Raw genomic sequence first — 24,293 nt, forward strand, 5'->3', positions numbered from 1 at the left:
ACTGGGCAGTCACAGGTGTCAAGGGCCCTGGGCTACGACTTTTGGCCAAGAGCCACGGGATACAAGGGCTCAACTGTTCACAATCGGAATAAAAAATGTCTACAATTTTTTATTCAAAGCGTCGATTTCAGCATGCCGGGATCGGTTATTGGCAGGAGCCAGCGTGATTGACCTCTTTTCAAACCACCACGGCGGGAGCGATCCTGCACCCAGCCGCGCGCTTCAATAGTGCGACCTTGCAGACCATTGAGCATGGCCGGATCGAACTGACTGATCAGTTCGGGGGCAATACGTAATACCAGTGAACCCTGGATTTCAATCCAGATGCCACCGCGATTGCGCTCGATCTTGCTGACCCGGCCAGTTACCAGCGCAAACCCGGAGCGCTTGAGTTGTGCCACCGTTTGCACCGGCGATTGGCGCCACAGCCCCAGGCGCGCCTGGCGGGCGCTGTTTTCCGCCGCCTGCTGGCAGGTGGCGAGGTCTACATTCGGCGCCACCCCCACCTGGAAGCCCAAGCCCTCGGCGAGCAATTGCGCTTCCAGGTTCTCGCCATTGGCGCCGTAGAGGTGGGCCAGGGTGCGGCCGTAATGATCCTTGCCCTCGCGGCCAGGCACCAAACCGACACGCCCATCACTGGCCTGCACCAACGCTTGTAGACGCTGGCGGGCGGCGACGGCAAACGGCTCGTCAGTACGACCCTTCTTGCCGGTTTCCGGCGCATTGAGGCCGATCATCCGCACGCTGCGGCCATCCTTGAGGCGTACGGTGTCGCCGTCCACCACGCGCTGCACTTCTACCCGCGCCACGGAAGCGGGTGCCGGGCAGAATACCGCGGCCTGGGCGGTTGCCAGCCAAATCCCGGGCACAAAAAAGGCGCCCACAAGGGACGCCTTTTTCAACAGCTGGCAAAAGCCCATAAGGCTTTTGAGCCTTACTCTGCTGGAGTAGCAGCAGGCTTCTTGCCGAAAGCACCAAAGCGATCTGCGAAGCGCTGTACACGGCCGCCGGTGTCCAGAGTTTTCTGCTTACCGGTGTAGAACGGGTGGCACTCGTTGCATACGTCAGTACCCAGTGGCTTGCACAGGTTCGAACGAGTTTCGAACTTGTTGCCGCAGCTGCAGGTAACTTCGATGGTTTCGTACGCTGGATGGATATCGGCTTTCATGGCACTTCCTCGGGCTAGCGTGCCGCCACTCGACACTATTGTCGAATACCGCACGTAATTAGGCCGCGGATTCTACCAGACCTTTTTAAACGCGCAAGCGGCGCTACTGACCAAAAACCTCCTTTCATCAGAAAACCATGGCATACCCAAGCCCTCCCCGCTCTGCTAGGCTCGCGCCCCTGCACCACTGCCTGCCTTTATATGAGATGCCCCGCGTGCCCGACGCCATTTTGCGCCTAGCCCTGCCCTCCCCCTTGCGCCGCCTGTTCGATTACCGGGCCCCGGCTGGAGTGCTGCGGACGCAGTTGCAGCCGGGGATGCGCGTGCGTGTGCCGTTTGGGCGCAGGGAAATGATCGGCATTCTGGTGGAGGTCGCGGACCACAGCGAGGTCCCGGCGGAAAAGCTCAAGCCGGCCCTGGCCATCCTCGACGCCACACCGCCACTGCCGCCGGCACTGTTCAAGCTGTGTCTGTGGACTGCGCAGTATTACCAGCACAGCTTGGGCGATACCTTGAGCTGGGCGCTGCCGGTACTGCTGCGCCAGGGCGAACTGGCCGAAGCGCGCCAGGAGCGTTTCTGGTCGATGGTGCCCGGCGCGCGCCTCGACGACCCGCGCATCGCCCGCGCCCCGCGCCAGCGCGAAGCCCTGGCCACATTGGCCCAGCACCCCCATGGCGTGGCCCACCAGTTGTTGAGCAAGCTGATGCTGAGCAAGGACAGCCTCGACCTGCTGCTGGCCAAGGGACTGGTGCAGGTGGAAATCCGCAAGCACGCCCCAGACCCACGCCACGAACATTGGCTGGCCCAGCCGGAGCTGCCGCTGAACCCCGAGCAACGCGCTGCCTATGAGGCGATCCGCGCCGGTTTCGACAGCTTCCACGCCTTCCTTCTGGCCGGCGTCACCGGCAGCGGCAAGACCGAAGTGTATTTGCAACTGATCCGCGAAACCTTGCAGGCCGGCAAGCAGGCACTGGTGCTGATCCCGGAGATCAACCTGGGCCCACAGACCCTGGCGCGTTTCGAGCAGCGCTTCAACGCGCGCATCGCCCTGGTGCACTCGGCGGTCAATGACCGTGAGCGCCTGGAGTCGTGGCTGGCGGCGCGGGACGGCGAGGCAGACATCATCATTGGCACCCGTTCGGCGCTGTTCACCCCAATGAAAAACCCCGGGCTGATCATCATCGACGAGGAGCACGACGGCTCCTATAAACAGCAGGAAGGCCTGCGTTACCACGCCCGCGACCTGGCGCTGGTACGCGCACGTCAGGAAGACATCCCGATTGTGCTGGGTTCGGCCACGCCGTCCCTGGAAAGCCTGCATAACGCCTACACCGGCCGCTATGGCCTGCTACGCATGAACGAGCGCGCCGGCGGCGCCAAACAACCGCGCTTCCTGCGCCTGGACGTGAAAAGCCGCCCGCTGGACAGCGGTATTTCCGGTCCGATGCAACAGGCCATCGGCCAGACCCTCGCCGCGGGCCAGCAAGTATTGGTGTTTCTCAACCGTCGCGGCTTTGCCCCGACACTGCTGTGCCATGACTGCGGCTGGATGTCCGAGTGCGAGCGCTGCGATGCGCGCATGACCGTGCACCAGCGCCACGGCGAATTGCGTTGCCATCACTGCGGTCATGTAGAGCGGGTGCCACGCCATTGCCCGCAGTGCGGCAAGGTCGACCTGCGCCCGGTAGGGGCCGGCACCGAGCGCGCCGAAGAGCGTCTGGGCATTCTGTTCCCGGATTACCCGGTGCTACGGGTCGACCGCGACAGCACGTCGCGCAAAGATGCAATGAACCAGTTGTTTGCCACCATTCAGAAAGGTCAACCGTGCATTCTGATCGGCACGCAGATGCTCGCCAAAGGGCACCACTTCCCACGGGTGACCCTGGTGTCGATCCTGGATGCCGACGGCGGGTTGTTCTCCGGGGATTTCCGCGCCAGCGAACGCATGGCGCAGTTGATCGTGCAGGTGGCAGGGCGCGCCGGACGGGCCGAAGAGCCGGGCAAGGTGATTATCCAGACGCACCTGGCCGACCACCCGCTGCTGATTCAACTGACGGAACAAGGCTATTTTGCCTTCGCCGAGCAGGCCTTGAGTGAACGCCGCGCCGCTGGCCTGCCGCCCTTTGCACACCTGGCATTGTTGCGTGCCGAGGCGCATAAACCGGGACAAGCCGAAGGTTTCCTGGATGAAGCATGCAGTGCCGCCGAGGGTTTGCTGGGTGAATTGAGTCTGAGCGGCATCGAATTGCTCGGGCCGGTACCCGCCCCCATGGAGCGTCGCGCCGGACGTTATCGCGCTCAGCTACTCTTGCAGGCAACCTCCCGTGCACCGCTGCATCGGCTATTAAGTCGCTGGATGCTTGAGCTGGAGCAAATACCCAGCGGCCGACAAGTGCGATGGTCACTGGATGTGGACCCGGTAGATTTGTATTGACAGGCAAGCCACCATCCACATTTTGAAATGTGAACACCTTCAAATGTGGGAGGGGGCTTGCCCGGGATGAGGCCCGCAGGTCCGCCATCTAGTCTGAACGGTTGGCAAGCCCGCCCTCGCCACGGATAATGCCCAGTTTTTCCACCTGCGCATCGCGCGCCGCCGCTTGCGGTCGAAAGAGAACACCATGAAAGACACCATTCGCCAGCTGATCCAACAAGCCCTCACCCAACTCGTCAACGAAGGTGTGTTGCCTGAAGGCCTGTCGCCGGCGATCCAGGTGGAGAACACCCGCGACAAGACCCACGGCGACTTCGCCAGCAACATCGCGATGATGCTGTCCAAGCCGGCCGGCATGAAACCGCGCGACCTGGCGGAAAAAATCATCGCGGCACTGCCGGCTGACGCCAGTGTCACCAAGGCCGAAATCGCAGGCCCGGGCTTTATCAACTTCTTCCAGAACACCCAGGCCTTGGCTTCGCGCCTGGACGCCGCCCTGGCCGATGCCAAAATCGGCGCACACAAGGCTGGCGACACGCAACGCGTGGTCATCGACCTGTCGGCACCGAACCTGGCCAAAGAGATGCATGTCGGTCACCTGCGCTCCACCATCATCGGCGACGGTGTGGCGCGGGTGCTGGAGTTCCTCGGCGACACCGTGATCCGCCAGAACCACGTCGGCGACTGGGGTACCCAGTTCGGTATGTTGATGGCCTACCTGCAGGAAAACCCGATCACCAGCAACGAGCTGGCCGACCTGGAGAACTTCTACCGCGCCGCCAAGAAGCGCTTCGACGAATCCGAAGAGTTTGCCGACCGCGCCCGTGGCCTGGTGGTCAAACTGCAAGCCGGCGACCAGGAATGCCTGGCGCTGTGGAACCGCTTCCGTGAGATTTCCCTGTCCCACTGCCAGGAAATCTACGAACTGCTCAACGTGAAACTGACCATGGCCGACGTGATGGGCGAAAGCGCCTACAACGACGACCTGATCAACGTGGTCAACGACCTCAAGGCCAAGGGCCTGCTGGTCGAGAGCAACGGCGCGCAGTGCGTGTTCCTCGAAGAATTCAAGACCGCCGACGGCGAGCCGCTGCCGGTGATCATCGTCAAGGCCGATGGCGGCTATCTCTACGCCACCACCGACCTGGCTGCCGTGCGCTATCGCAGCGGCGTGCTCAAGGCCGACCGTGCGCTGTACTTCGTCGACCAACGCCAGGCCCTTCACTTCCAGCAAGTGTTCGAAGTGGCCCGTCGTGCCGGCTTCGTCACCCACCCGATGCACATGGAACACATGGGTTTCGGCACCATGAACGGCGCCGATGGCCGCCCGTTCAAGACCCGTGACGGTGGCACCGTGAAGCTGATCGACCTGCTGACCGAAGCCCAGGAACGCGCCTACAGCCTGGTGAAGGAAAAGAACCCGGAGCTGGCCGAGGCCGACCTGCGCAATATCGCCCGCGTGGTGGGCATTGGCGCAGTGAAATACGCCGACCTGTCCAAGCACCGCACCAGCGACTACAGCTTCAACTTCGACCTGATGCTCAACTTCGAAGGCAACACCGCGCCGTACCTGCTGTACGCCTACACCCGCGTGGCCGGCGTATTCCGCAAGCTGGGCAAGGACTTCAGCGAAGTCGAAGGCCAGATCGCGCTGGACGCCGCCCACGAACAGGAACTGGCGGCCAAGCTCGCGCAATTTGGCGAAGTGCTCAACAGCGTTGGCGAAAAAGGCACGCCGCACATCCTGTGCACCTATTTGTACGAAGTGGCCGGCCTGTTCTCCAGCTTCTACGAGAACTGCCCGATCCTGACCGCCGACGACGAAGCCCAGAAACAAAGTCGCCTGCGCCTTGCCGCATTGGCTGGACGCACCCTCAAGCAAGGCCTGGAACTCTTGGGCCTGGAAACTCTGGAGCGTATGTAAGTTGGCTGCCAAGAAAAAACCTGCACCCAAACGCGGCGCCAGCCGTTATCAGGCCCCGGCGAAGCAGCCGATCCCGGGCTGGCTGTGGATGGCCATCGGCCTGACGGTCGGTGCCTTCGTTGTGTTTCTGATGAAGCTGGAGCCTGGCCAGGGCGATGACGTCAAGCGCGTCAAACAGGAGCAGCAGAAGGCCACGAAAATTGCCGAGGCCAACAAGACTGCGCCAAGCCCGACCGCACCGGTGAAGCCGAAATACGACTTCTACACGCTGCTGCCGGAATCGGAGGTGATCGTGCCGCCCGACGCCGTGCCGGAGAAAACCCTGCCGACCCCGCAAGTGCCGACCACGCCCGTAACCCCAGCGGAAGCGGCGAAAATCGATACGGCTCGCGCCCAGGCTGCACTGGCCGGCATCACTCCGCCGCCAGCACCGCCAGTGGCAGCGACCAAGGCCGCGCCTGTGACCAAGTTCTTCCTGCAAGCCGGCTCGTTCCCGAAACAGGCGGATGCCGATCGTGTGCGTGCACAGATCATTCTGTTGGGCCAATCGGTCTCGGTTGAGTCCGGCACGGTGAAGGACGCGACCTGGTATCGCGTATTGGTGGGGCCGTTCAGCAACCGTGAGCAACTGACCGTGGCGCAGAAACAATTGGCCGGGGCCGGGTTTAGCAATCTGTTGTTACAACAGCGCCAGAGCCGCTGATTTCGAAGACATAGCAGGGCTAATGTGGGAGGGGGCTTGCCCCCGATGGCGGTATATCAGTCAATATATTCAGCGACTGACACACCGCGATCGGGAGCAAGCCCCCTCCCACATTTGGTTTTGCGGTGTTCTTGAATAGGTGTCGGATCAATAAACACCACTCGTCCGCGCACCCGTCCTACGGTTGAAATCCCCCCCGCCACCCCCATATGAGTTCTCATCAGGGCATTTTCGCCCCGCTGCGTGGAGACTCTCCCCTTGACCACCATCGTTTCAGTACGTCGCCACGGCAAAGTTGTCATGGGCGGCGACGGCCAGGTTTCCCTGGGCAACACCGTGATGAAAGGCAACGCGAAAAAAGTGCGTCGCCTGTACCACGGCCAGGTACTTGCAGGTTTCGCAGGCGCTACCGCCGACGCCTTTACCCTCTTCGAACGCTTCGAAGGCCAGCTTGAGAAACATCAGGGCCACTTGGTGCGCGCCGCTGTCGAACTTGCCAAAGAATGGCGCACCGACCGCTCCCTCAGCCGCCTGGAGGCCATGCTCGCTGTCGCGAACAAAGATGCTTCGCTGATCATCACCGGTAACGGCGACGTGGTTGAACCCGAACATGGCCTGATCGCCATGGGTTCCGGCGGTGGCTATGCCCAAGCGGCAGCCAGCGCGCTGCTGAAGAAAACCGACCTGTCGGCCCGTGAGATCGTCGAGACCGCTCTGGGTATCGCCGGCGATATCTGCGTGTTCACCAACCACAACCAGACCATTGAGGAGCAGGACCTCGCCGAGTAAGCCGTAGGCTTATTCCCGCTTGAGGCCGCCAGACACTATGTCCATGACCCCCCGCGAAATCGTCCATGAACTCAATCGCCATATCATCGGCCAGGACGATGCCAAGCGCGCCGTTGCCATTGCGCTGCGTAACCGCTGGCGCCGGATGCAACTGCCCGAAGAACTGCGCGTTGAAGTAACCCCCAAGAACATCCTGATGATCGGCCCGACCGGTGTCGGTAAAACCGAAATCGCCCGGCGCCTGGCCAAATTGGCGAACGCCCCGTTCATCAAGGTCGAAGCGACCAAGTTCACCGAAGTCGGCTACGTGGGCCGTGATGTCGAGTCGATCATCCGTGACCTGGCCGATGCCGCCCTGAAGATGCTGCGCGAACAGGAAGTGACCAAGGTCAGCCACCGTGCTGAAGACGCAGCGGAAGAGCGCATCCTCGACGCCCTGCTGCCACCGGCCCGCATGGGTTTCAACGAAGACGCCGCACCGTCGTCGGATTCCAATACTCGCCAGCTGTTCCGCAAGCGCCTGCGTGAAGGCCAGCTGGATGACAAGGAAATCGAGATCGAAGTGGCTGAAGTGTCCGGCGTGGATATTTCTGCCCCGCCTGGCATGGAAGAAATGACCAGCCAGTTGCAGAACCTGTTCGCCAACATGGGCAAGGGCAAGAAGAAAAGCCGCAAGCTCAAGGTGAAAGAAGCGCTGAAGCTGGTGCGCGACGAAGAAGCCGGGCGCCTGGTCAATGAGGAAGAACTCAAGGCCAAGGCCCTGGAAGCGGTCGAGCAGCACGGCATCGTGTTTATCGATGAGATCGACAAAGTGGCCAAGCGTGGCAACTCCGGTGGCGTCGATGTATCCCGCGAAGGTGTGCAGCGTGACCTGTTGCCGCTGATCGAAGGCTGCACAGTCAACACCAAGCTGGGCATGGTCAAGACTGACCACATTCTGTTTATCGCTTCCGGTGCGTTCCACCTGAGCAAGCCAAGCGACCTGGTGCCCGAGCTGCAAGGCCGCCTGCCGATTCGCGTGGAACTCAAGGCGCTGACCCCTGGCGACTTCGAGCGCATCCTCAGCGAACCCCACGCCTCGCTCACCGAGCAGTACCGTGAGTTGCTGAAAACCGAGGGCCTGGGTATCGAGTTCCAGGCGGACGGTATCAAGCGTTTGGCGGAAATCGCCTGGCAGGTCAACGAGAAGACCGAGAACATCGGTGCCCGACGCCTGCATACCTTGCTTGAGCGCTTGCTTGAGGAAGTGTCGTTCAGTGCCGGCGACATGGCGGGTGCGCAGAATGGCGAAGCGATCAAGATCGATGCTGACTACGTCAACAGCCACTTGGGCGAATTGGCGCAGAACGAAGACTTGTCTCGTTATATCCTGTAAGCCTCACACAGAACTGCTTTGCTTCAAATGTGGGAGGGGGCTTGCTCCCGATGGCGGTGTATCAGTATCAGATGAGCTGACTGACACACCACCATCGGGAGCAAGCCCCCTCCCACATTTTCAAGCCGGTTTATTCAGGAGCATCCCATATGGTCAAGTTTCCTACTGCAGTAAACCTGCACAAAACCTCCAATACCCTTGGCCTGACTTACGGGCCGGATGAAACCTACCAACTGCCCGCCGAATTCCTGCGGGTTCACTCGCCTTCGGCCGAGGTTCAGGGCCACGGTAAACCCATCCTGCAATTCGGCAAGCTCAATGTCAGGTTGACCCAGGTCGAACCGGCCGGCCAGTACGCACTGAAATTGACCTTCGATGACGGCCATGACAGCGGACTGTTCACTTGGGACTACCTCTATCAGTTGGCCGTACGTCAGGACGCGCTATGGGCCGACTACCTGGCCGAGCTCAAAGCGGCCGGAAAAACCCGCGACCCGAGTGAGTCGGTCGTGCGGCTGATGCTCTAGCACAGGCATCTTGGTCTTTAGAGCGCATTTTCTAATTTCATCTGCTTGAATGCCCTGTCGCGTGGCCAATGATCGGCCCGCTTGCGAAAAAAAATAAACTCGGGTAACCAATGGAGCTGGCAAGTTCCCTGCATTTGACGATGCGGTATCAACGGTCACCCGGGTCGCAGTACCAGGCTGGTGTCGTGTATCGAAATTGGGTGCGCAGCAATCGCCGGTACTCGTCTTTCGGACAATGGAGCGTCGTAGATGAGTAACAAGAATAACGATGACTTGAAACGCCAGGCCTCGGAAAACACCCTGGGGCTGAACCCGATCATCGCGTTACGCAAAAAGGATTTATTGGCCTCGGCCAAGATGGTGCTGACCCAAGCCATCAAGCAGCCGTTGCACAGCGTCAAGCACGTCGCCCACTTTGGCGTCGAGTTGAAGAATGTGATGTTCGGCAAATCCCAACTGGTGCCTGAAGGCGATGACCGTCGCTTCAACGACCCGGCCTGGAGCCAGAACCCGCTCTACAAACGTTATTTGCAGACTTACCTGGCGTGGCGCAAGGAACTCCACGACTGGATCGACGACAGCAACCTGCCGGCACAAGACATCAGCCGTGGCCACTTCGTGATCAACCTGATGACCGAAGCCATGGCCCCCACCAACAGTGCGGCCAACCCGGCGGCGGTCAAGCGCTTCTTTGAAACCGGCGGCAAAAGCCTGCTCGACGGTTTGTCCCACCTGGCCAAGGACATGGTGCACAACGGCGGTATGCCGAGCCAGGTCAACATGGGCGCCTTTGAGGTCGGCAAGACCCTGGGCACCAGCGAAGGTGCGGTGGTGTTTCGCAACGATGTGCTGGAGCTGATCCAGTACAAGCCCATCACCGAGCAGGTACACGAGCGCCCACTGCTGGTGGTGCCGCCGCAGATCAACAAATTCTACGTATTCGACCTGTGCCCGGAAAAGAGCCTGGCGCGTTTCTGCCTGCGCAATGGGCAACAGACCTTTATCGTCAGTTGGCGCAACCCCACCAAGGCCCAGCGCGAGTGGGGGCTCTCTACTTATATCGAGGCGCTCAAGGAAGCGGTCGATGTGGTCACGGCAATTACCGGCAGCAAGGACGTGAATATGCTCGGCGCCTGCTCCGGTGGCATCACCTGCACCGCACTGCTGGGCCACTACGCGGCGCTGGGCGAGAAGAAGGTCAACGCCCTGACCCTGTTGGTGAGCGTGCTGGACACCACCCTGGACACCCAAGTGGCACTGTTTGTCGACGAGCAGACCCTGGAAGCAGCCAAGCGCCACTCCTATCAGGCCGGCGTGCTGGAAGGCCGCGACATGGCCAAGGTGTTTGCATGGATGCGCCCCAACGACCTGATCTGGAACTACTGGGTCAATAACTACCTGCTGGGCAACGAACCGCCGGTGTTCGACATCCTGTTCTGGAACAACGACACCACCCGCTTGCCGGCCGCTTTCCATGGCGACCTGATCGAACTGTTCAAGAACAACCCACTGGTACGCGCCAACGCCCTGGAAGTGTGCGGCACGCCCATCGACCTCAAGCAGGTCACTGCCGACATCTACTCCCTGGCCGGCACCAACGACCACATCACGCCGTGGCAGTCGTGCTACAAGTCGGCGCAGTTGTTTGGCGGCAAGGTCGAGTTCGTGCTGTCCAGCAGTGGGCACATCCAGAGCATCCTCAACCCGCCAGGCAACCCCAAGGCGCGCTACCAGACCAGCGAGGGCTTGTCGGGCAGTGCGTTGCAGTGGCAGGAGAACGCCACCAAGCACACCGATTCGTGGTGGCTGCACTGGCAGGCGTGGCAGGCGGAGCGGGCGGGGAAGTTGAAAAAAGCCCCGGCGACATTAGGCAGTAAAACCTATGCCGCCGCCGAAGCGGCGCCAGGTACCTATGTACATGAGCGGTAGAACTGTATTCCTCCTGTAACACTTCACAGGGCTTGAGCATGGCGCAACCGTTCATCTTCCGTACCATCGACCTGGATGGCCAGACCATCCGCACGGCGGTACGCCCGGGCAAGCCGCACTTGACCCCGCTGCTGATCTTCAACGGCATCGGCGCCAACCTTGAGCTGGTGTTCCCGTTCGTCCAGGCCCTGGACCCGGACCTGGAAGTGATTGCGTTCGACGTGCCCGGCGTTGGCGGTTCCTCGACGCCGAAGCGGCCCTATCGCTTCCCCGGCCTGGCCAGGCTCACCGCGCGTATGCTCGATTACCTCGACTACGGCCAGGTGAACGCCGTGGGTGTGTCCTGGGGCGGGGCACTGGCGCAGCAGTTCGCCTATGACTACCCGGAACGTTGCAAGAAGCTGATCCTGGCGGCCACAGCTGCCGGGGCCTTTATGGTGCCGGGCAAACCCAAAGTGCTGTGGCTGATGGCCAGCCCCCGGCGTTATATCCAACCCTCCCATGTGGTGCGCATCGCGCCGATGATTTATGGCGGCTCGTTCCGCCGCGATTCGAACCTGGCCGCCGAACATGCGAGCAAAGTGCGCTCGGCTGGCAAGCTGGGTTACTACTGGCAATTGTTCGCCGGGCTGGGCTGGACCAGCATTCATTGGCTGCACAAGATTCGCCAGCCCACCCTGGTATTGGCCGGGGACGATGACCCGCTGATCCCGCTGGTCAACATGCGCATGCTCGCCTGGCGCATCCCCAATGCGCAGTTGCACATCATCGATGACGGGCACCTGTTCCTGATCACCCGGGCTGAAGCCGTGGCGCCGATCATCATGAAGTTTCTCGAAGAGGAGCGCTTGCGCGCAGTGATACATCCGCGACCGGCGGTGTGAAGGACCACACCACCGCGCAAGTTGCCAGGAACCGACTATGGTTCTGGATTGGCGTGCCTGCTTGATGTCTTGACGAAGGAGTGTTGGCTCATGCGAGAAAGACCCGTGACGAACCCGGCGCCCACCCCCGCTGCGTTCATCAACGCACAAAATGCGATCACCGGCCTGCGCGGCCGCGACCTGCTGTCAACCCTGCGCACCGTCGCCGCGCACGGGCTGCGCAACCCGGTGCACACCGCCCGCCACGCCCTGGCCCTGGGCGGCCAACTGGGCCGTGTGCTGCTGGGTGAGACCGTGCACGAGCCCAACCCCAGGGACAATCGCTTCAGCGACCCCACCTGGAAGCTCAACCCGCTGTACCGGCGCAGCTTGCAAGCCTATCTGAGCTGGCAGAAACAGACGCGGCAGTGGATCGATGACAGCACCCTCAGTGACGATGATCGCGCGCGTGCGCAGTTCGCCTTCGCCCTGCTCAACGACGCCGTCTCCCCTTCCAACACCCTGCTCAACCCGCTGGCGATCAAGGAGTTGCTCAACTCCGGCGGCAACAGCGTGGTGCGCGGCGTGAGTAACCTGTTCGAAGACCTGCTGCACAACAACGGTTTGCCCCGCCAGGTCAGCAAACACGCCTTCGAAGTCGGCAAGACGGTGGCGACCACGCCCGGTTCGGTAGTGTTTCGCAACGAACTGCTGGAGCTGATCCAGTACAAGCCCATGAGCGAAAAACAGTACGCCAAGCCGCTGCTGGTGGTGCCGCCGCAAATCAACAAGTACTACATCTTCGACCTCAGCCCGGCCAACAGCTTTGTGCAATATGCCCTTAAAAATGGCCTGCAAACCTTCATGATCAGTTGGCGCAACCCGGACGTGCGGCATCGCGAATGGGGCCTGTCCACCTACGTGGCGGCGCTGGAGGAGGCACTGAATGTCTGCCGGGCCATCACCGGCGCCCGCGAGGTCAACCTGATGGGCGCCTGCGCCGGTGGCCTGACCATCGCCGCCCTGCAAGGCCACCTGCAAGCCAAGCGCCAGGTGCGGCGCATCTCCAGCGCCAGTTACCTGGTGAGCCTGCTCGACAGCCAGATCGACAGCCCCGCAACCTTGTTCGCTGACGAACAAACCCTGGAAGCCGCCAAGCGCCGCTCCTACCAGGAGGGCGTACTGGACGGCCGTGACATGGCCAAGGTGTTTGCCTGGATGCGCCCCAACGACCTGATCTGGAACTACTGGATCAACAATTACCTGCTGGGCAAGGAGCCGCCGGCCTTCGACATCCTGTACTGGAACAACGACAACACGCGCCTGCCCGCCGCCTTGCACGGCGACCTGCTGGACTTCTTCAAGCACAACCCCCTGAGCCATCCCGGTGGCCTGGAGGTGTGCGGCACGCCCATCGACTTGCGCAAGGTCACGGTGGACAGCTTCAGCGTGGCCGGGATCAACGACCACATCACACCGTGGGACGCGGTGTATCGCTCCACCCAACTGCTGGGCGGCGAGCGGCGCTTTGTGCTGTCCAACAGCGGGCATATCCAGAGCATCCTCAACCCGCCGGGCAACCCCAAGGCCAACTACGTCGAGAACCTCAAGCTGAGCAGTGACCCGCGTGCCTGGTACTACGACGCCCGGCATGTCGAAGGCAGCTGGTGGCCGCAGTGGCTGGAATGGGTACAACAACGCTCCGGGGTACAACGCGAAACGCTTACCGCCCTGGGCAACCAGAACTACCCACCGATGGAAGCAGCGCCAGGCACTTATGTGCGGGTGCGTTGAGCTCAACGATCACATTAAGAAGACTGGATGAAGACCCGCGACCGTATCCTTGAATGTGCCTTGCAGTTGTTCAACCACAAGGGCGAACCGAACGTATCGACCATGGAGGTGGCCAATGAAATGGGGATCAGCCCCGGCAACCTCTACTACCACTTCCACGGCAAGGAGCCGTTGGTGCTGGGGCTGTTCGAGCGCTTTCAATGCGAGTTGGCGCCATTGCTCGATCCTCCCGCCAATGCGCAACTGGAGGCCGAGGATTACTGGCTGTTCCTGCACCTGATTGTCGAGCGCATGGCCCACTACCGCTTCCTGTTCCAGGACCTGTCGAACCTGGCCGGGCGCCTGCCGAAGCTGGCCAAGGGCATTCGCAACCTGCTCACGGCGCTCAAGCGCACCCTGGCCTCATTGTTAGCGCGGTTGAAAGCCGCGGGGCAGCTGGTCAGTGACACCCAGGCACTGGGACAGCTGGTGGAACAGATCACCCTGACCCTGCTGTTTTCCCTGGATTACCAACGGATTCTGGACCGTGAGGGTGAGGTGCGAGTGGTGGTGTACCAGATCATGATGCTGGTGGCCCCCCATCTGTTACCGACGGCGCGGAAGGCGACTGAGAAGTTCGCCTTGAAATATCTGGATGACACTGATTAAACATGTGGGAGCGGGCTTGCCCGCGATAGCGTTGGATCAGCCAATGCCTGTATGACTGACACTCCGCCATCGCGGGCAAGCCCGCTCCCACATTGGAAATGCAGCGTTTTTTAGGCTTGCATAAAAAACGCCCGGTCTTCGCAGACCGGGCGTTTTTTTTTGTCCCGGAAAAATCAGGACTGACTGGATGGCGTCGGGGTGACCGGCGTTGCAGTCGGGGTAGCAGCCGTATGCGTCGGTGCGGACACCGAGTTGGCGGTAGAAGCGGCCGGTGCTGGCGCCGCTGCCGGCTTGGCCGCTGCGGCAGGCTTTGCTGCTGCCGGTTTTTTCGCTACCGCAGGCTTTTTGGCCGCTGCAGGTTTGGCCGCAGGCTTGGCTGCTGGTTTCGCAGCAGCGGGCTTGGCAGCAGGTTTGGCAGCAGCGGTTTTAGCCGCAGGTTTGGCAGCCGGTTTAGCCGCAGGTTTCGCGGCGGCTTTAGCGGCCACTGGCTTAGCGGCAGGCTTGGTGGCCGGTTTGGCGGCAGCGGTTTTAGCCGCTGGCTTGGCCGCAGGTTTCGCAGCGGCTTTGGCTGGTGCTTTGGCAGCGGGTTTTGCAGCCGGCTTGGCGGCGGCTTTAACCATAGGCTTGGCGGCAGTTTTCGCGGCGGGTTTTGCAGCGGCTGTTTTAGCCGCAGGTTTGGCAGCCGGTTTTGCTGCAGGCTTGGCCGCGGCGGTCTTGGCAGGAGCCGCTTTGGCGCCGGTCAGTTTTTCAATTTGCTTGGTCAAGGTATCGACCTTGCTGTGCAGCGTCTTCAATTCAGCCTTGCTGGGTACGCCCAGTCGCGAAATTGCACTATTGAGGCGCTTGTCGAAGGTTTCTTCCAACTTGCCCCAAGTGTCAGAAATGCTCGACTTGGCAGAACCGGCAGTTGCCTTGGCCGCGTCCACTTTTTTACCGACTGTGCTCTTGGTCAACTTCTCGGCCTTCTCGCCGTCCTTGACCAGAGTCTCGAAGTATTTACCGCCGTCACTGCTAACCTTCGAGTACACGCCTAAACCAGCAAGCCAGATTTTGCGGGAATATTTTTCAACTTCCCCGACCCACGAGCTGCCTTCTTTCTGAGTAGTCTTTTTAACAGCCATCCCGATGTCTCCTTAGTGTTTACGCGCGACACGTTCGAGCAATGCCGTCAGCTCTTCGAGCTTAGCAGAGAGTGTCTCCACGTCATGTTTAGACGCAATGCCGATTCGATTCAAGGCACTTGCAACACGCGTGTCAAAAGCTTTTTCAACTTTATCCAGCTGAACTTCAACCAAGCCCCTGACGCCGGAGACGTTACTCTTTACTTGATCAATCTGACTGTTGGCGGCATCAAGTTGTTCAACTACAACTTTTTTACCTTTACTTTCAACGCGTTGGCCGCTCTTGACCAGCTCTTTGAAGTATTCGCCGCCCTCGCTGCCGACCTTTGCATAGGCACCAAGGCCCGCCAGCCAGATCTTGCGGGCATAGCTTTTAACCTCACTCAGGGGGGTGGTTTGAACGTCGATTTTTTTCTTCAAAATAACTTTGGCCATGGTGCACCTCACGCAAAAAGGGTGGAGGACGGCCCGCAGGAGTTGAGGGCTTGGGCACAAAGTAGGGGTTAAAATTAGAATCGGCACCCTAAGTCAGGCCAACGCCTTATCCAAGGCTTTTTCGATTTCGGACTTGATCGTGCCACTCATGGCCGACATCAACAGGCCGAGTTCTACCTCGATGCGCAGCGAGTCATCGGCAACCGCGACCGTGCCCTTAACCCCGGAACGTTTCAGCTTCAGGGTATCGCCGGCCCATGAAGACTCCACACCATATTTATCCTCGAGTTTGCGCGCCAATTGCTCAGCCTTGGCCCGCGCCTGTTCTTTTCCCAGGGTATGTTCACGCTCAACGGTAATACGGGCCATTGCAATGACTCCTCTTTATAACGACTCGGAACACCCGCCATGCGGCAAATGGCCTCGGTGAGCATCTATCTTACCTGCAGCCTTGCCAAGACAAAGTAGGCCTTGGGGATTATCATGTCCCGCATTCTCTTTTGGTGACAGCGATATGACTGATCAGCGCAAAGGCAGCGATGCCGAACCCACCACTCACTTCGGTTTCAAGAACGTCCCGGAAAGCCAGAAAGCGGAAAAAGTCGCTGAGGTGTTTCACTCCGTGGCGGCCAAGTACGACCTGATGAATGACGTGCTTTCCGGCGGCATGCACCGTCTGTGGAAGCGCTTCACCATCGAGTTGTCGGGCGTACGCACCGGCAACCGGGTACTGGATATCGCCGGCGGCACGGGCGACCTGGCCGCCAAGTTCTCCAAACTGGTCGGCCCCACCGGTCAGGTGGTTTTGGCCGATATCAACGGTTCGATGCTCAAGGTCGGCCGCGATCGCCTGCTCGACAAAGGTGTGGCCGGCAATATCGAGTTCGTCCAGGCCGACGCTGAGAAGCTGCCGTTCCCCGACAACCATTTCGACTGCGTGACCATCGCCTTCGGCCTGCGCAACGTCACTCACAAGGAGGACGCGATCCGCTCGATGCTGCGTGTCCTCAAGCCAGGTGGCCGCCTGCTGGTGCTGGAATTCTCCAAGCCGACCAACACGCTGATGTCCAAGGTCTACGACACTTACTCGTTCGCCTTCATGCCGCTGATGGGCAAGTTGATCACCAATGACGCCGAGAGCTACCGCTACCTGGCCGAATCCATCCGCATGCACCCCGACCAGGAAACCCTGAAGTCAATGATGGTGGAGGCCGGTTTCGACCGCGTGACCTATCACAACATGACCTCCGGCATCGTTGCATTGCACCGAGGTATCAAACCCTGATGCTGCTCGCAGGCCTTCTCGCAAGCGTCGAACATGGCCTCAACCGTGTTCTGCGCCTGGACAGCACCGCCCTGGCACGGCTCGCGCACTTGAACGGCAAAGTCATTGCCGTCGACTGCCGCAGCCCCGCTGTGCAGCTGTTTATCCTGCCCAGCGATGAAGGCTTGCTGCTCGCCACTCAATGGGCCGCCGACGCCGACTGCACCTTGCGTGCGCCGGCCTCCAGCCTGTTGCACCTGGCGCTGAGCCGCAACAAGACCGCCATCCTCCACAGCCCCGAGGTGGAGCTGGAAGGCGACAGTGCGGTGCTGATGGACCTGGCCGCCGTGCTGCAGGACCTGGAGCTGGATTGGGAATACGAACTCTCGCGCTGGATCGGCCCGGTCGCCACCCAGTTGCTCAGCGGGCACCTGCGCAGCCGCTCGCGCTGGTACCAGCAAGGGTTCGCCAGCCTGAACCAGAACCTCGCCGAATACCTGAGCGAAGAATCGCGCACCCTGGTCGGGCAACGGGAAGCGCAAGCGCGCTTTCGTGAGCTCGACAAGGCCAAAATCGACCTGGAACGCCTCGAGGCCCGCTTCGAACGCCTGAGCCGCTCCCTTGATCCAAGCGATAACGCATGAAGCTGCTCGCCGTCCGCCGTTTGTTTCGTATCCAGCGCGTCGTAATCCGTTACCGCCTCGATGACCTGCTGTTTGCCCTGCCCCTGCCCTGGTTCCTGCTGGCGGTGCGTTATGTGCTGCCGTGGCGCTGGTTCCCGCGCAAACAGCTGGAGCTCAGCCGAGGCGCGTGCCTGCGCCTGGCGTTGCAGGATCTGGGGCCGATCTTTATCAAATTCGGGCAGATCCTCTCCACCCGCCGCGACTTGCTGCCTGAAGACATCGCCGACGAACTGATGCTGTTGCAGGACCGTGTGCCGCCTTTCGATTCACAGCAGTCGATGGCGTTGATCGAAGAACAACTGGGCCAGAAGATCAGCGAGGTGTTCAGCCGCTTCGATGTCGAGCCCCTGGCCTCGGCCTCGGTCGCGCAGGTCCACGCCGCACAGCTCAAGACCGGCGAAGAGGTGGTGGTAAAAGTCATTCGCCCGGGCCTCAAGCCGATCATCGGCCAGGACCTGGCGTGGCTGTTTATCCTGGCTCGGGCGGCCGAACGTTTTTCTGCCGACGCGCGTCTGCTGCACCCGGTGGATGTGGTCGCCGACTACGAAAAAACCATCTACGACGAGCTCGACCTGCTGCGCGAAGCGGCCAACGCCAGCCAATTGCGACGCAACTTCGAAGGCTCGCAACTGCTGTACGTGCCACAAGTGTATTGGGACTGGTGCCGGCCGAAAGTGCTGGTGATGGAGCGCATCTACGGCGTGCAGGTCACCGACCTGGCCACCCTCGCCGACCAGCGCACCGACATGAAGATGCTCGCCGAACGCGGGGTGGAGATCTTCTTTACCCAAGTATTTCGCGACAGTTTCTTCCACGCCGACATGCACCCCGGCAACATCTTCGTCAGCACCGTCAATCCGTGGAGCCCGCAGTACATCGCGATCGACTGTGGCATCGTAGGCAGCCTGACCCCGGAAGACCAGGACTACCTGGCGCGCAACCTGTTTGCTTTCTTCAAGCGCGACTACCGCCGCGTGGCGCAGTTGCACATCGATTCAGGTTGGGTGCCGGCGGAAACCAAGCTCAACGAATTCGAAGCGGCGATCCGTACCGTATGCGAACCGATCTTTGAAAAACCGTTAAAAGATATTTCCTTCGGTCAGGTGCTGATGCGCCTGTTCCAGACTGCGCGGCGCTTCAATATGGAAGTACAACCGCAGTTGGTGCTGCTGCAAAAAACCCTGCTCAACATCGAAGGCCTGGGCCGCCAGTTATATCCGGACCTCGATCTGTGGAACACCGCGCAACCGTTCCTGGAGCGCTGGATGCGTGAGCGGATGAGCCCGAAGACCATGTTGGGCAACCTGCACAGCCAGTTCGAACAACTGCCGCACCTGGCCAACATGACCCGCGATCTACTGGAGCGCATGTCCCAGCCCCACGCCAAAGACCCCGAGCCGCCTTGGCGCAAGCGCAAGGACGACTGGTTCCTGCGCCTGCTCGGCGCCGCGCACCTGGTGGGCGGTGTGATGCTGGTGATCGGCGGGCCGCTGAATCAACTGGGTCACTGGCCAGCCGGAATCATGGTGGCGGTGGGTGTTTATCTGATCGTGCGTCGATAGCCAATCCGGTTATACACTGTCGCAAATTGCCGGAGCCGAACATGAAAAACTGGCTGGACGAGATCAAGTGGGACAGTGACGGCCTGGTGCCGGCCATTGCCCAGGACTACAAGACCGGGCGCGTATTGATGATGGCCTGGATGAACCGCGAGGCGCTGAGCCTCACCGCCACTGAGCAGCGCGCCATCTACTGGTCACGTTCGCGTGGCAGACTGTGGCGCAAGGGCGAAGAATCCGGACACGTGCAGGTTCTGCATGAAATGCGCCTGGACTGCGACGCTGACGTGGTGATCCTGATGGTCGATCAGATCGGCGACATCGCCTGCCATACCGGGCGCCACAGCTGTTTCTATCGCGTCTTCGAAGACGGCGAATGGAAGACAGTGGACCCAGTGCTTAAAGACCCGCACGCCATTTATTCGGCAGGACACTGAACATGAGCGATACCCTGAACCGTGTGGCCCAGGTGCTGGAAGACCGCAAAGGCGCGGATGCCGACAGCTCCTATGTCGCTAGCCTTTACCACAAGGGTCTGAACAAGATTCTGGAAAAACTCGGCGAAGAATCCGTCGAGACCATCATTGCGGCCAAGGACGCGCAAATCAGCGGTGATTACAGCGATGTAATCTATGAGACCGCCGACTTGTGGTTCCATAGCCTGGTCATGCTTGCCCAACTGGGGCAGCATCCACAGGCCGTGCTGGATGAACTGGACCGTCGCTTCGGCTTGTCCGGGCACGCCGAAAAGGCCTCGCGCCCGTCCGCCTGATTAACCAAGACTTGAGGATTTGCAGCATGGGCATTTTTGACTGGAAACACTGGATCGTCATTCTGGTGGTGGTTGTTCTGGTGTTCGGCACCAAAAAACTGAAAAACCTCGGCACCGACGTCGGCGAGTCGATCAAGGGCTTTCGTAAAGCCATGAACGACGACGAGAAACCCGCCGAGCCAAGCGCAAACCCGGTGCCACCGGCACAGCCTGTGCACCCGCAGGCCGCTCAACCGATCACCGAGCGTCGTACCTTCGACGTGCAGGCTGAAAAAGTCCAAGAGCCGACCCGCAAAGACTCGTGAGCACTGACTAATGTTTGGTATCAGCTTCTCTGAACTGCTGCTCGTCGGCCTGGTAGCCCTGCTGGTACTGGGGCCGGAACGCCTGCCCGGTGCCGCACGCACCGCCGGCCTGTGGATCGGGCGCCTGAAACGCAGTTTCAACGCGATCAAACAGGAAGTTGAACGTGAAATCGGTGCCGACGAGATCCGCCGGCAATTGCACAACGAACATATCCTGTCGTTGGAGCAGGAGGCGCGCAAGATTCTTTCCCCGGTGCAGGAGCCGGCCAAGCCGGTCACTCCGGTGGCCGAGCAGAGCATCGCGCCGGTGTCCCCTGCCGAAGCCGTTCCCGCCCCGATAACGCCTGCGCCGACGCCCGTCGCGTCGCCCGCGCCCCATGACCCTACACTGCCGCCGCGAGCCCCATGAGCGCTGATAAACCGGAAAACGACCAGCACATGCCGCTGGTCTCGCACCTCACCGAGTTGCGTACCCGCCTGCTGCGTTGCGTAGCGGCCATCTTCATCATCTTTGCCGGGCTGTTTGCCTTCACCCAGCAGATCTACACCTTCGTTTCCACACCGTTGCGCCAGTACCTGCCTGTCGGTGCGACGATGATTGCCACCGACGTGTCGTCGCCGTTCCTGACGCCATTGAAGCTGACCATGATGGTTTCGCTGTTCCTGGCGATCCCGGTGATCCTGCATCAGATCTGGGGCTTTATTGCGCCGGGCCTGTACAAGCACGAGAAGCGCATCGCAGTGCCGTTGCTGGTGTCGAGCATCCTGCTGTTCTATACCGGCATGGCCTTCGCCTACTTCCTGGTGTTCCCGCTGATCTTCAAGTTCTTCGCCGCCGCCACCCCGGCCGGCGTGGAGATGATGACCGATATCACCAGCTACCTCGACTTCGTGATGACGCTGTTCTTCGCCTTTGGCGTGGCCTTCGAAATCCCGGTGGCGGTGGTGTTGCTGGTGTGGATCGGCGTGGTCGACGTCAAGTACCTGAAGAAGATCCGCCCGTACGTGATCATCGGCTGCTTTGTGGTCGGCATGATCCTCACGCCGCCGGACATCTTCTCCCAGACCTTGCTGGCCGTGCCGATGTGGATGCTGTTCGAAGTGGGCATCCTGTTCAGCGGCTTGATCAGCAAGCGCGGCGAACACCCGGATGACCAGGCTGCCGACGACGACCAGCCGCCAGCGACCCAGCCGTGAACCTGCTGCTGCTGGAAGACGCCGACTTCATCGCGGCCGACCGCGTGGTGCTGCGTGATCGGCGCCTGGTGCATATGCAGGAAGTCCACCGCGCCGCCGTAGGCGACAACCTGCGTGTGGGCCGCATTGGTGGGCTGATGGGCAATGCCCAACTGCTGCGCCTGGACGCAGGCGAAGCCGAGCTGCAAGTCAGCTTCGACCAACCGCCGCCGCCAAAGCTGCCCCTGACACTGCTGCTGGCCCTGCCCCGCCCGAAGATGCTGCGCCGGGTGCTGCAAACCGTGGCGGCCATGGGCGTGCCCAAGGTCGTGCTGGTCAACAGCTACCGCGTGGAAAAAAGCTTCTGGCAGACCCCATTCCTGGAACCTGAAGCGGTTCGCGAGCAACTGATCCTCGGTCTGGAACAGGCGCGGGACACGGTGCTGCCCGAGATCATTATCGAAAAGCGCTTCAAACCGTTTGTCGAAGATCGCCTGCCGGCCATGACTGCCGGCACCCTGGGCCTGATCGGTCATCCCGGCGATTACCCGGCCTGCCCCCGTGGGCTGGATGAGCCGGTAACACTGGCAATTGGCCCGGAAGGTGGTTGGATTCCCTATGAAGTCGAGCTGCTGACCAAGGCCGGTTTGCAACCGGTGCAGCTTGGTGCGCGCATCCTACGGGTTGAAACCGCCGTGACGGCCCTGCTCGCCCGACTGTTCTGATATCAAATCCAAAAACACTACAGCCCCCTCCCACATTGGATCTCTGGCGCTACAGAATCCTATGCCCATGCCGATAGCCTCTGAATAAGTCCAAGCCTTGTTCCAGGGGAGTTCGCAGCATGTATCGTTGGTTAGCCGAGAAACTGGGGAATGTAAGCGTCAACCGCAAGCTGAGCGTCGGCTTTGGCCTGGTGTTGATCCTGACGCTGTTGATCACCTTTACCGGCTGGACCGGCCTGGGCGACGTAATCAATCGCGGCGATAAGCTGGGTTTTATCTCCAGCCTCAATGGCCTGACCAAAGACCTGCGCCTGGCGCGCCTGGACTTTGATATGCGCCGCGGCGAACAAGGCACTGACGCGGTCACCGGCCTGATTACTCAGTTGGACAATGGCCTTGAAACCGCCGCGCAGTTAATCGAACAGCCCAATGACAAGGCCCTCGTCGAACAACAACAGGAAGCGTTGAGCCAATACAAAAAAGCCTTCGCGGCCATGGTCCAGGCGGGCCTCAAGCGTGAGGGCGCGCGCAGCAAGCTCGGCGACACCGCCGACAATGCCGTGGCCAAAACCAACGAGATTGAAAAAAGCCTCCTGCAAGGCGACAGCGTCACCCAGTTCAACAGCGTGGTTGACCTGAGCAAGCTGATCCAGCAAGCGCGCTTCCAGGTACGCGGCTACACCTACAGCGGCAAAGTCGAGGCCGAGCAACCGGCCCTTGATGCCATCGACAATGCCCTGAAAAAAATCACCGAACTGCAAAGCCAACTGCCAGCGCCCTACCAGGCCAACCTGCAAGAGGCTGGTGTCTCACTGCAAGCCTATCGCGCCGCCGTCAGCCAATATCGCGACTCCCAAGTGGCCAGTGCCGCCGCCCTTAAAATCATGAGCGCCCAGGGCGATATTCTGCTGGGCCATAGCGAGAAACTCACCACGTCGCAAACCGCAGTGCGCGACCACGATGTGGCCCAGGCCAAGTATCTGTTGCTGCTCGCCACCGTACTGGCGATGGTCTTCGGCCTGTTCGCAGCCTGGGCCATCACCCGCCAGATCGTCATCCCGCTAAACCAGACCCTCAAGGTCGCCGAGCGCGTGGCCTCCGGCGACCTGAGCCACAACCTGGACTCTGGCCGCCAGGACGAGCTGGGCCAGTTGCAACGCGCCATGCAGAGCATGACCGTGGGCCTGCGCGCGTTGATCGGTGGTATCAGCGACGGCGTCACCCAGATCGCCAGCGCGGCCGAGCAGTTGTCGGCCGTGACTGAACAGACCAGCGCGGGGGTCAACAGCCAAAAGGTCGAGACCGATCAGGTCGCCACCGCCATGAACGAAATGGCCGCCACCGTGCAGGAAGTTGCACGCAATGCCGAGCAAGCCTCGGAAGCTGCTGTAGCCGCAGACCAACAGGCCCGTGAAGGTGACAAGGTGGTCGGCGAAGCCATCGCCCAGATCGAACGCCTGGCGACCGAAGTCGGCAACTCCACCCTCGCCATGGGCGATCTGAAGCGCGAAAGCGACAAGATCGGCAGCGTGCTTGACGTGATCAAATCCGTAGCCCAGCAAACCAACCTGCTGGCGCTGAATGCGGCCATTGAAGCGGCGCGTGCCGGGGAGGCCGGGCGTGGCTTCGCGGTGGTGGCCGATGAAGTGCGCAGCCTGGCCCAGCGCACACAGAAGTCCACCGAAGAGATTGAAGAGCTGATCGTCGGCTTGCAAAACGGTACCCAGCAGGTGGCCTCCATCATGGACAACAGCCGCGGGCTGACCGACAGCAGCGTTGAACTGACGCGTCGCGCCGGCAGCGCATTGGCGAATATCACCCGCACGGTTTCAACTATCCAGGCGATGAACTCACAAATCGCCACCGCCGCCGAGCAACAGAGCGCCGTAGCCGAAGAGATCAACCGCAGCGTGTTGAATGTGCGTGACGTATCCGAACAGACGTCCTCGGCCAGCGAAGAAACCGCTGCGTCGAGTGCAGAACTGGCGCGCCTGGGCATTCATCTGCAAGCATTGGTCGGCCGCTTCAGGGTCTGACACGCTCACACCAGGGAGTGGCCCGTGCGGGGTCCTCCCTGCAACTTGTGAAATTTCCTACA

Annotated in this window: 25 protein-coding genes; 20 read left to right on the forward strand and 5 right to left on the reverse strand. The window is 60.8% G+C overall.

Annotation, left to right across the window (positions count from 1 at the left end; genetic code table 11):
- Positions 1 to 113: 113 nt before the first annotated feature.
- Both E3O56_RS14745 and rpmE read right to left on the reverse strand, forming a co-directional pair.
- The gene (locus tag E3O56_RS14745; RefSeq protein WP_078820088.1) at positions 114 to 920 is read right to left on the reverse strand and encodes a thermonuclease family protein; all 807 of its coding nucleotides are present in this window, start codon (positions 918 to 920) and stop codon (positions 114 to 116) included.
- Positions 921 to 934: 14 nt separating this feature from the next.
- Positions 935 to 1,168: a 50S ribosomal protein L31 gene (gene rpmE, locus E3O56_RS14750; RefSeq protein WP_005784030.1), complete on the reverse strand. Its 234-nt coding sequence runs from the start codon at positions 1,166 to 1,168 to the stop codon at positions 935 to 937.
- A 215-nt stretch (positions 1,169 to 1,383) separates the two neighbouring features.
- Here rpmE and E3O56_RS14755 point away from each other — a divergent pair, with 215 nt between their 5' ends.
- From E3O56_RS14755 to E3O56_RS14800, 10 genes are all read left to right on the forward strand, one after another.
- Entirely contained in the window at positions 1,384 to 3,603 is a 2,220-nt protein-coding gene (locus E3O56_RS14755) for a primosomal protein N' (RefSeq protein ID WP_248128471.1), read from the forward strand.
- A gap of 187 nt (positions 3,604 to 3,790) precedes the next feature.
- Positions 3,791 to 5,527, forward strand: coding sequence for an arginine--tRNA ligase (gene argS / locus E3O56_RS14760; protein WP_078820087.1), 1,737 nt, complete (start codon positions 3,791 to 3,793; stop codon positions 5,525 to 5,527).
- Position 5,528: 1 nt separating this feature from the next.
- Positions 5,529 to 6,230 carry an SPOR domain-containing protein gene (locus tag E3O56_RS14765; protein WP_005784023.1) on the forward strand — a complete coding sequence of 234 codons (702 nt, stop codon included), beginning with the start codon at positions 5,529 to 5,531 and terminating at the stop codon, positions 6,228 to 6,230.
- Between the two features lie 258 nt (positions 6,231 to 6,488).
- Entirely contained in the window at positions 6,489 to 7,019 is a 531-nt protein-coding gene (gene hslV, locus E3O56_RS14770) for an ATP-dependent protease subunit HslV (RefSeq protein WP_003171209.1), read from the forward strand.
- A gap of 37 nt (positions 7,020 to 7,056) precedes the next feature.
- Positions 7,057 to 8,394, forward strand: a complete 1,338-nt coding sequence (hslU, locus tag E3O56_RS14775; RefSeq protein ID WP_003171208.1) for an ATP-dependent protease ATPase subunit HslU — start codon at positions 7,057 to 7,059, stop codon at positions 8,392 to 8,394.
- A 149-nt stretch (positions 8,395 to 8,543) separates the two neighbouring features.
- Complete coding sequence (locus tag E3O56_RS14780) at positions 8,544 to 8,921, forward strand: DUF971 domain-containing protein (RefSeq protein WP_078820086.1); 378 nt, start codon at positions 8,544 to 8,546, stop codon at positions 8,919 to 8,921.
- Between the two features lie 249 nt (positions 8,922 to 9,170).
- A complete protein-coding gene (gene phaC / locus E3O56_RS14785; RefSeq protein ID WP_248128472.1) occupies positions 9,171 to 10,850 on the forward strand; it encodes a class II poly(R)-hydroxyalkanoic acid synthase in 1,680 nt (559 codons plus the stop codon).
- Positions 10,851 to 10,888: 38 nt separating this feature from the next.
- Entirely contained in the window at positions 10,889 to 11,734 is an 846-nt protein-coding gene (gene phaZ / locus E3O56_RS14790) for a poly(3-hydroxyalkanoate) depolymerase (protein ID WP_005784015.1), read from the forward strand.
- A gap of 90 nt (positions 11,735 to 11,824) precedes the next feature.
- Positions 11,825 to 13,507, forward strand: a complete 1,683-nt coding sequence (gene phaC / locus E3O56_RS14795; RefSeq protein ID WP_248128473.1) for a class II poly(R)-hydroxyalkanoic acid synthase — start codon at positions 11,825 to 11,827, stop codon at positions 13,505 to 13,507.
- Positions 13,508 to 13,534: 27 nt separating this feature from the next.
- Positions 13,535 to 14,155 carry a TetR/AcrR family transcriptional regulator gene (locus E3O56_RS14800; RefSeq protein WP_005784011.1) on the forward strand — a complete coding sequence of 207 codons (621 nt, stop codon included), beginning with the start codon at positions 13,535 to 13,537 and terminating at the stop codon, positions 14,153 to 14,155.
- 173 nt (positions 14,156 to 14,328) lie between these two features.
- Here E3O56_RS14800 and E3O56_RS14805 read toward each other — a convergent pair whose 3' ends face one another.
- The 3 genes from E3O56_RS14805 to E3O56_RS14815 form a co-directional block, all read right to left on the reverse strand.
- Positions 14,329 to 15,276 carry a phasin family protein gene (locus E3O56_RS14805; RefSeq protein WP_248128474.1) on the reverse strand — a complete coding sequence of 316 codons (948 nt, stop codon included), beginning with the start codon at positions 15,274 to 15,276 and terminating at the stop codon, positions 14,329 to 14,331.
- A gap of 12 nt (positions 15,277 to 15,288) precedes the next feature.
- The gene (locus tag E3O56_RS14810) at positions 15,289 to 15,711 is read right to left on the reverse strand and encodes a phasin family protein (RefSeq protein ID WP_032878324.1); all 423 of its coding nucleotides are present in this window, start codon (positions 15,709 to 15,711) and stop codon (positions 15,289 to 15,291) included.
- 93 nt (positions 15,712 to 15,804) lie between these two features.
- Complete coding sequence (locus tag E3O56_RS14815) at positions 15,805 to 16,080, reverse strand: polyhydroxyalkanoic acid system family protein (protein WP_005784005.1); 276 nt, start codon at positions 16,078 to 16,080, stop codon at positions 15,805 to 15,807.
- Between the two features lie 145 nt (positions 16,081 to 16,225).
- Between E3O56_RS14815 and ubiE the strand changes: the two genes are divergently transcribed.
- The 10 genes from ubiE to E3O56_RS14865 all read left to right on the forward strand — a co-directional run bounded on the left by ubiE (position 16,226) and on the right by E3O56_RS14865 (position 24,231).
- Positions 16,226 to 16,996, forward strand: a complete 771-nt coding sequence (gene ubiE / locus E3O56_RS14820) for a bifunctional demethylmenaquinone methyltransferase/2-methoxy-6-polyprenyl-1,4-benzoquinol methylase UbiE (protein ID WP_248128475.1) — start codon at positions 16,226 to 16,228, stop codon at positions 16,994 to 16,996.
- A complete protein-coding gene (locus E3O56_RS14825; RefSeq protein WP_005784000.1) occupies positions 16,996 to 17,619 on the forward strand; it encodes an SCP2 domain-containing protein in 624 nt (207 codons plus the stop codon). Before ubiE ends, E3O56_RS14825 begins: the two co-directional genes overlap by 1 nt.
- Complete coding sequence (ubiB, locus tag E3O56_RS14830; RefSeq protein ID WP_005783998.1) at positions 17,616 to 19,220, forward strand: ubiquinone biosynthesis regulatory protein kinase UbiB; 1,605 nt, start codon at positions 17,616 to 17,618, stop codon at positions 19,218 to 19,220. Before E3O56_RS14825 ends, ubiB begins: the two co-directional genes overlap by 4 nt.
- A 41-nt stretch (positions 19,221 to 19,261) precedes the next feature.
- A complete protein-coding gene (gene hisI, locus E3O56_RS14835; RefSeq protein WP_005783996.1) occupies positions 19,262 to 19,654 on the forward strand; it encodes a phosphoribosyl-AMP cyclohydrolase in 393 nt (130 codons plus the stop codon).
- A gap of 2 nt (positions 19,655 to 19,656) precedes the next feature.
- Complete coding sequence (locus E3O56_RS14840) at positions 19,657 to 19,989, forward strand: phosphoribosyl-ATP diphosphatase (RefSeq protein ID WP_003187881.1); 333 nt, start codon at positions 19,657 to 19,659, stop codon at positions 19,987 to 19,989.
- A gap of 26 nt (positions 19,990 to 20,015) precedes the next feature.
- Positions 20,016 to 20,294, forward strand: a complete 279-nt coding sequence (locus E3O56_RS14845; protein WP_005783993.1) for a twin-arginine translocase TatA/TatE family subunit — start codon at positions 20,016 to 20,018, stop codon at positions 20,292 to 20,294.
- Between the two features lie 10 nt (positions 20,295 to 20,304).
- Positions 20,305 to 20,703, forward strand: a complete 399-nt coding sequence (gene tatB, locus E3O56_RS14850) for a Sec-independent protein translocase protein TatB (RefSeq protein WP_078820080.1) — start codon at positions 20,305 to 20,307, stop codon at positions 20,701 to 20,703.
- Positions 20,700 to 21,491 (forward strand): twin-arginine translocase subunit TatC, encoded by a 792-nt coding sequence (gene tatC / locus E3O56_RS14855; RefSeq protein WP_248128476.1) that lies wholly within the window; start codon positions 20,700 to 20,702, stop codon positions 21,489 to 21,491. Before tatB ends, tatC begins: the two co-directional genes overlap by 4 nt.
- On the forward strand, positions 21,488 to 22,195 hold the full coding sequence (locus E3O56_RS14860) for a 16S rRNA (uracil(1498)-N(3))-methyltransferase (RefSeq protein ID WP_005783988.1): 708 nt from the start codon (positions 21,488 to 21,490) through the stop codon (positions 22,193 to 22,195). Before tatC ends, E3O56_RS14860 begins: the two co-directional genes overlap by 4 nt.
- Before the next feature lie 119 nt (positions 22,196 to 22,314).
- Positions 22,315 to 24,231: a methyl-accepting chemotaxis protein gene (locus E3O56_RS14865; RefSeq protein ID WP_005783986.1), complete on the forward strand. Its 1,917-nt coding sequence runs from the start codon at positions 22,315 to 22,317 to the stop codon at positions 24,229 to 24,231.
- Positions 24,232 to 24,293: the final 62 nt, after the last annotated feature.

Source organism: Pseudomonas sp. W2Aug9 (assembly GCF_023127755.1).
Taxonomy (GTDB): domain Bacteria; phylum Pseudomonadota; class Gammaproteobacteria; order Pseudomonadales; family Pseudomonadaceae; genus Aquipseudomonas; species Aquipseudomonas synxantha_A.

Excerpts from the sequence above, each read along its gene's own strand:
- E3O56_RS14825 (WP_005784000.1), top strand. The coding sequence starts at position 16,996 with ATGCTGCTCGCAGGCCTTCTCGCAAGCGTCGAACATGGCCTCAACCGT.
- E3O56_RS14815 (WP_005784005.1), bottom strand. The coding sequence starts at position 16,080 with ATGGCCCGTATTACCGTTGAGCGTGAACATACCCTGGGAAAAGAACAG.
- E3O56_RS14800 (WP_005784011.1), top strand. The coding sequence starts at position 13,535 with ATGAAGACCCGCGACCGTATCCTTGAATGTGCCTTGCAGTTGTTCAAC.
- E3O56_RS14840 (WP_003187881.1), top strand. The coding sequence starts at position 19,657 with ATGAGCGATACCCTGAACCGTGTGGCCCAGGTGCTGGAAGACCGCAAA.
- ubiE (WP_248128475.1), top strand. The coding sequence starts at position 16,226 with ATGACTGATCAGCGCAAAGGCAGCGATGCCGAACCCACCACTCACTTC.
- tatC (WP_248128476.1), top strand. The coding sequence starts at position 20,700 with ATGAGCGCTGATAAACCGGAAAACGACCAGCACATGCCGCTGGTCTCG.
- E3O56_RS14845 (WP_005783993.1), top strand. The coding sequence starts at position 20,016 with ATGGGCATTTTTGACTGGAAACACTGGATCGTCATTCTGGTGGTGGTT.
- ubiB (WP_005783998.1), top strand. The coding sequence starts at position 17,616 with ATGAAGCTGCTCGCCGTCCGCCGTTTGTTTCGTATCCAGCGCGTCGTA.
- tatB (WP_078820080.1), top strand. The coding sequence starts at position 20,305 with ATGTTTGGTATCAGCTTCTCTGAACTGCTGCTCGTCGGCCTGGTAGCC.
- hisI (WP_005783996.1), top strand. The coding sequence starts at position 19,262 with ATGAAAAACTGGCTGGACGAGATCAAGTGGGACAGTGACGGCCTGGTG.
- rpmE (WP_005784030.1), bottom strand. The coding sequence starts at position 1,168 with ATGAAAGCCGATATCCATCCAGCGTACGAAACCATCGAAGTTACCTGC.
- E3O56_RS14865 (WP_005783986.1), top strand. The coding sequence starts at position 22,315 with ATGTATCGTTGGTTAGCCGAGAAACTGGGGAATGTAAGCGTCAACCGC.
- hslU (WP_003171208.1), top strand. The coding sequence starts at position 7,057 with ATGTCCATGACCCCCCGCGAAATCGTCCATGAACTCAATCGCCATATC.
- phaC (WP_248128472.1), top strand. The coding sequence starts at position 9,171 with ATGAGTAACAAGAATAACGATGACTTGAAACGCCAGGCCTCGGAAAAC.
- E3O56_RS14805 (WP_248128474.1), bottom strand. The coding sequence starts at position 15,276 with ATGGCTGTTAAAAAGACTACTCAGAAAGAAGGCAGCTCGTGGGTCGGG.
- E3O56_RS14745 (WP_078820088.1), bottom strand. The coding sequence starts at position 920 with ATGGGCTTTTGCCAGCTGTTGAAAAAGGCGTCCCTTGTGGGCGCCTTT.
- phaC (WP_248128473.1), top strand. The coding sequence starts at position 11,825 with ATGCGAGAAAGACCCGTGACGAACCCGGCGCCCACCCCCGCTGCGTTC.
- phaZ (WP_005784015.1), top strand. The coding sequence starts at position 10,889 with ATGGCGCAACCGTTCATCTTCCGTACCATCGACCTGGATGGCCAGACC.
- E3O56_RS14780 (WP_078820086.1), top strand. The coding sequence starts at position 8,544 with ATGGTCAAGTTTCCTACTGCAGTAAACCTGCACAAAACCTCCAATACC.
- E3O56_RS14810 (WP_032878324.1), bottom strand. The coding sequence starts at position 15,711 with ATGGCCAAAGTTATTTTGAAGAAAAAAATCGACGTTCAAACCACCCCC.
- argS (WP_078820087.1), top strand. The coding sequence starts at position 3,791 with ATGAAAGACACCATTCGCCAGCTGATCCAACAAGCCCTCACCCAACTC.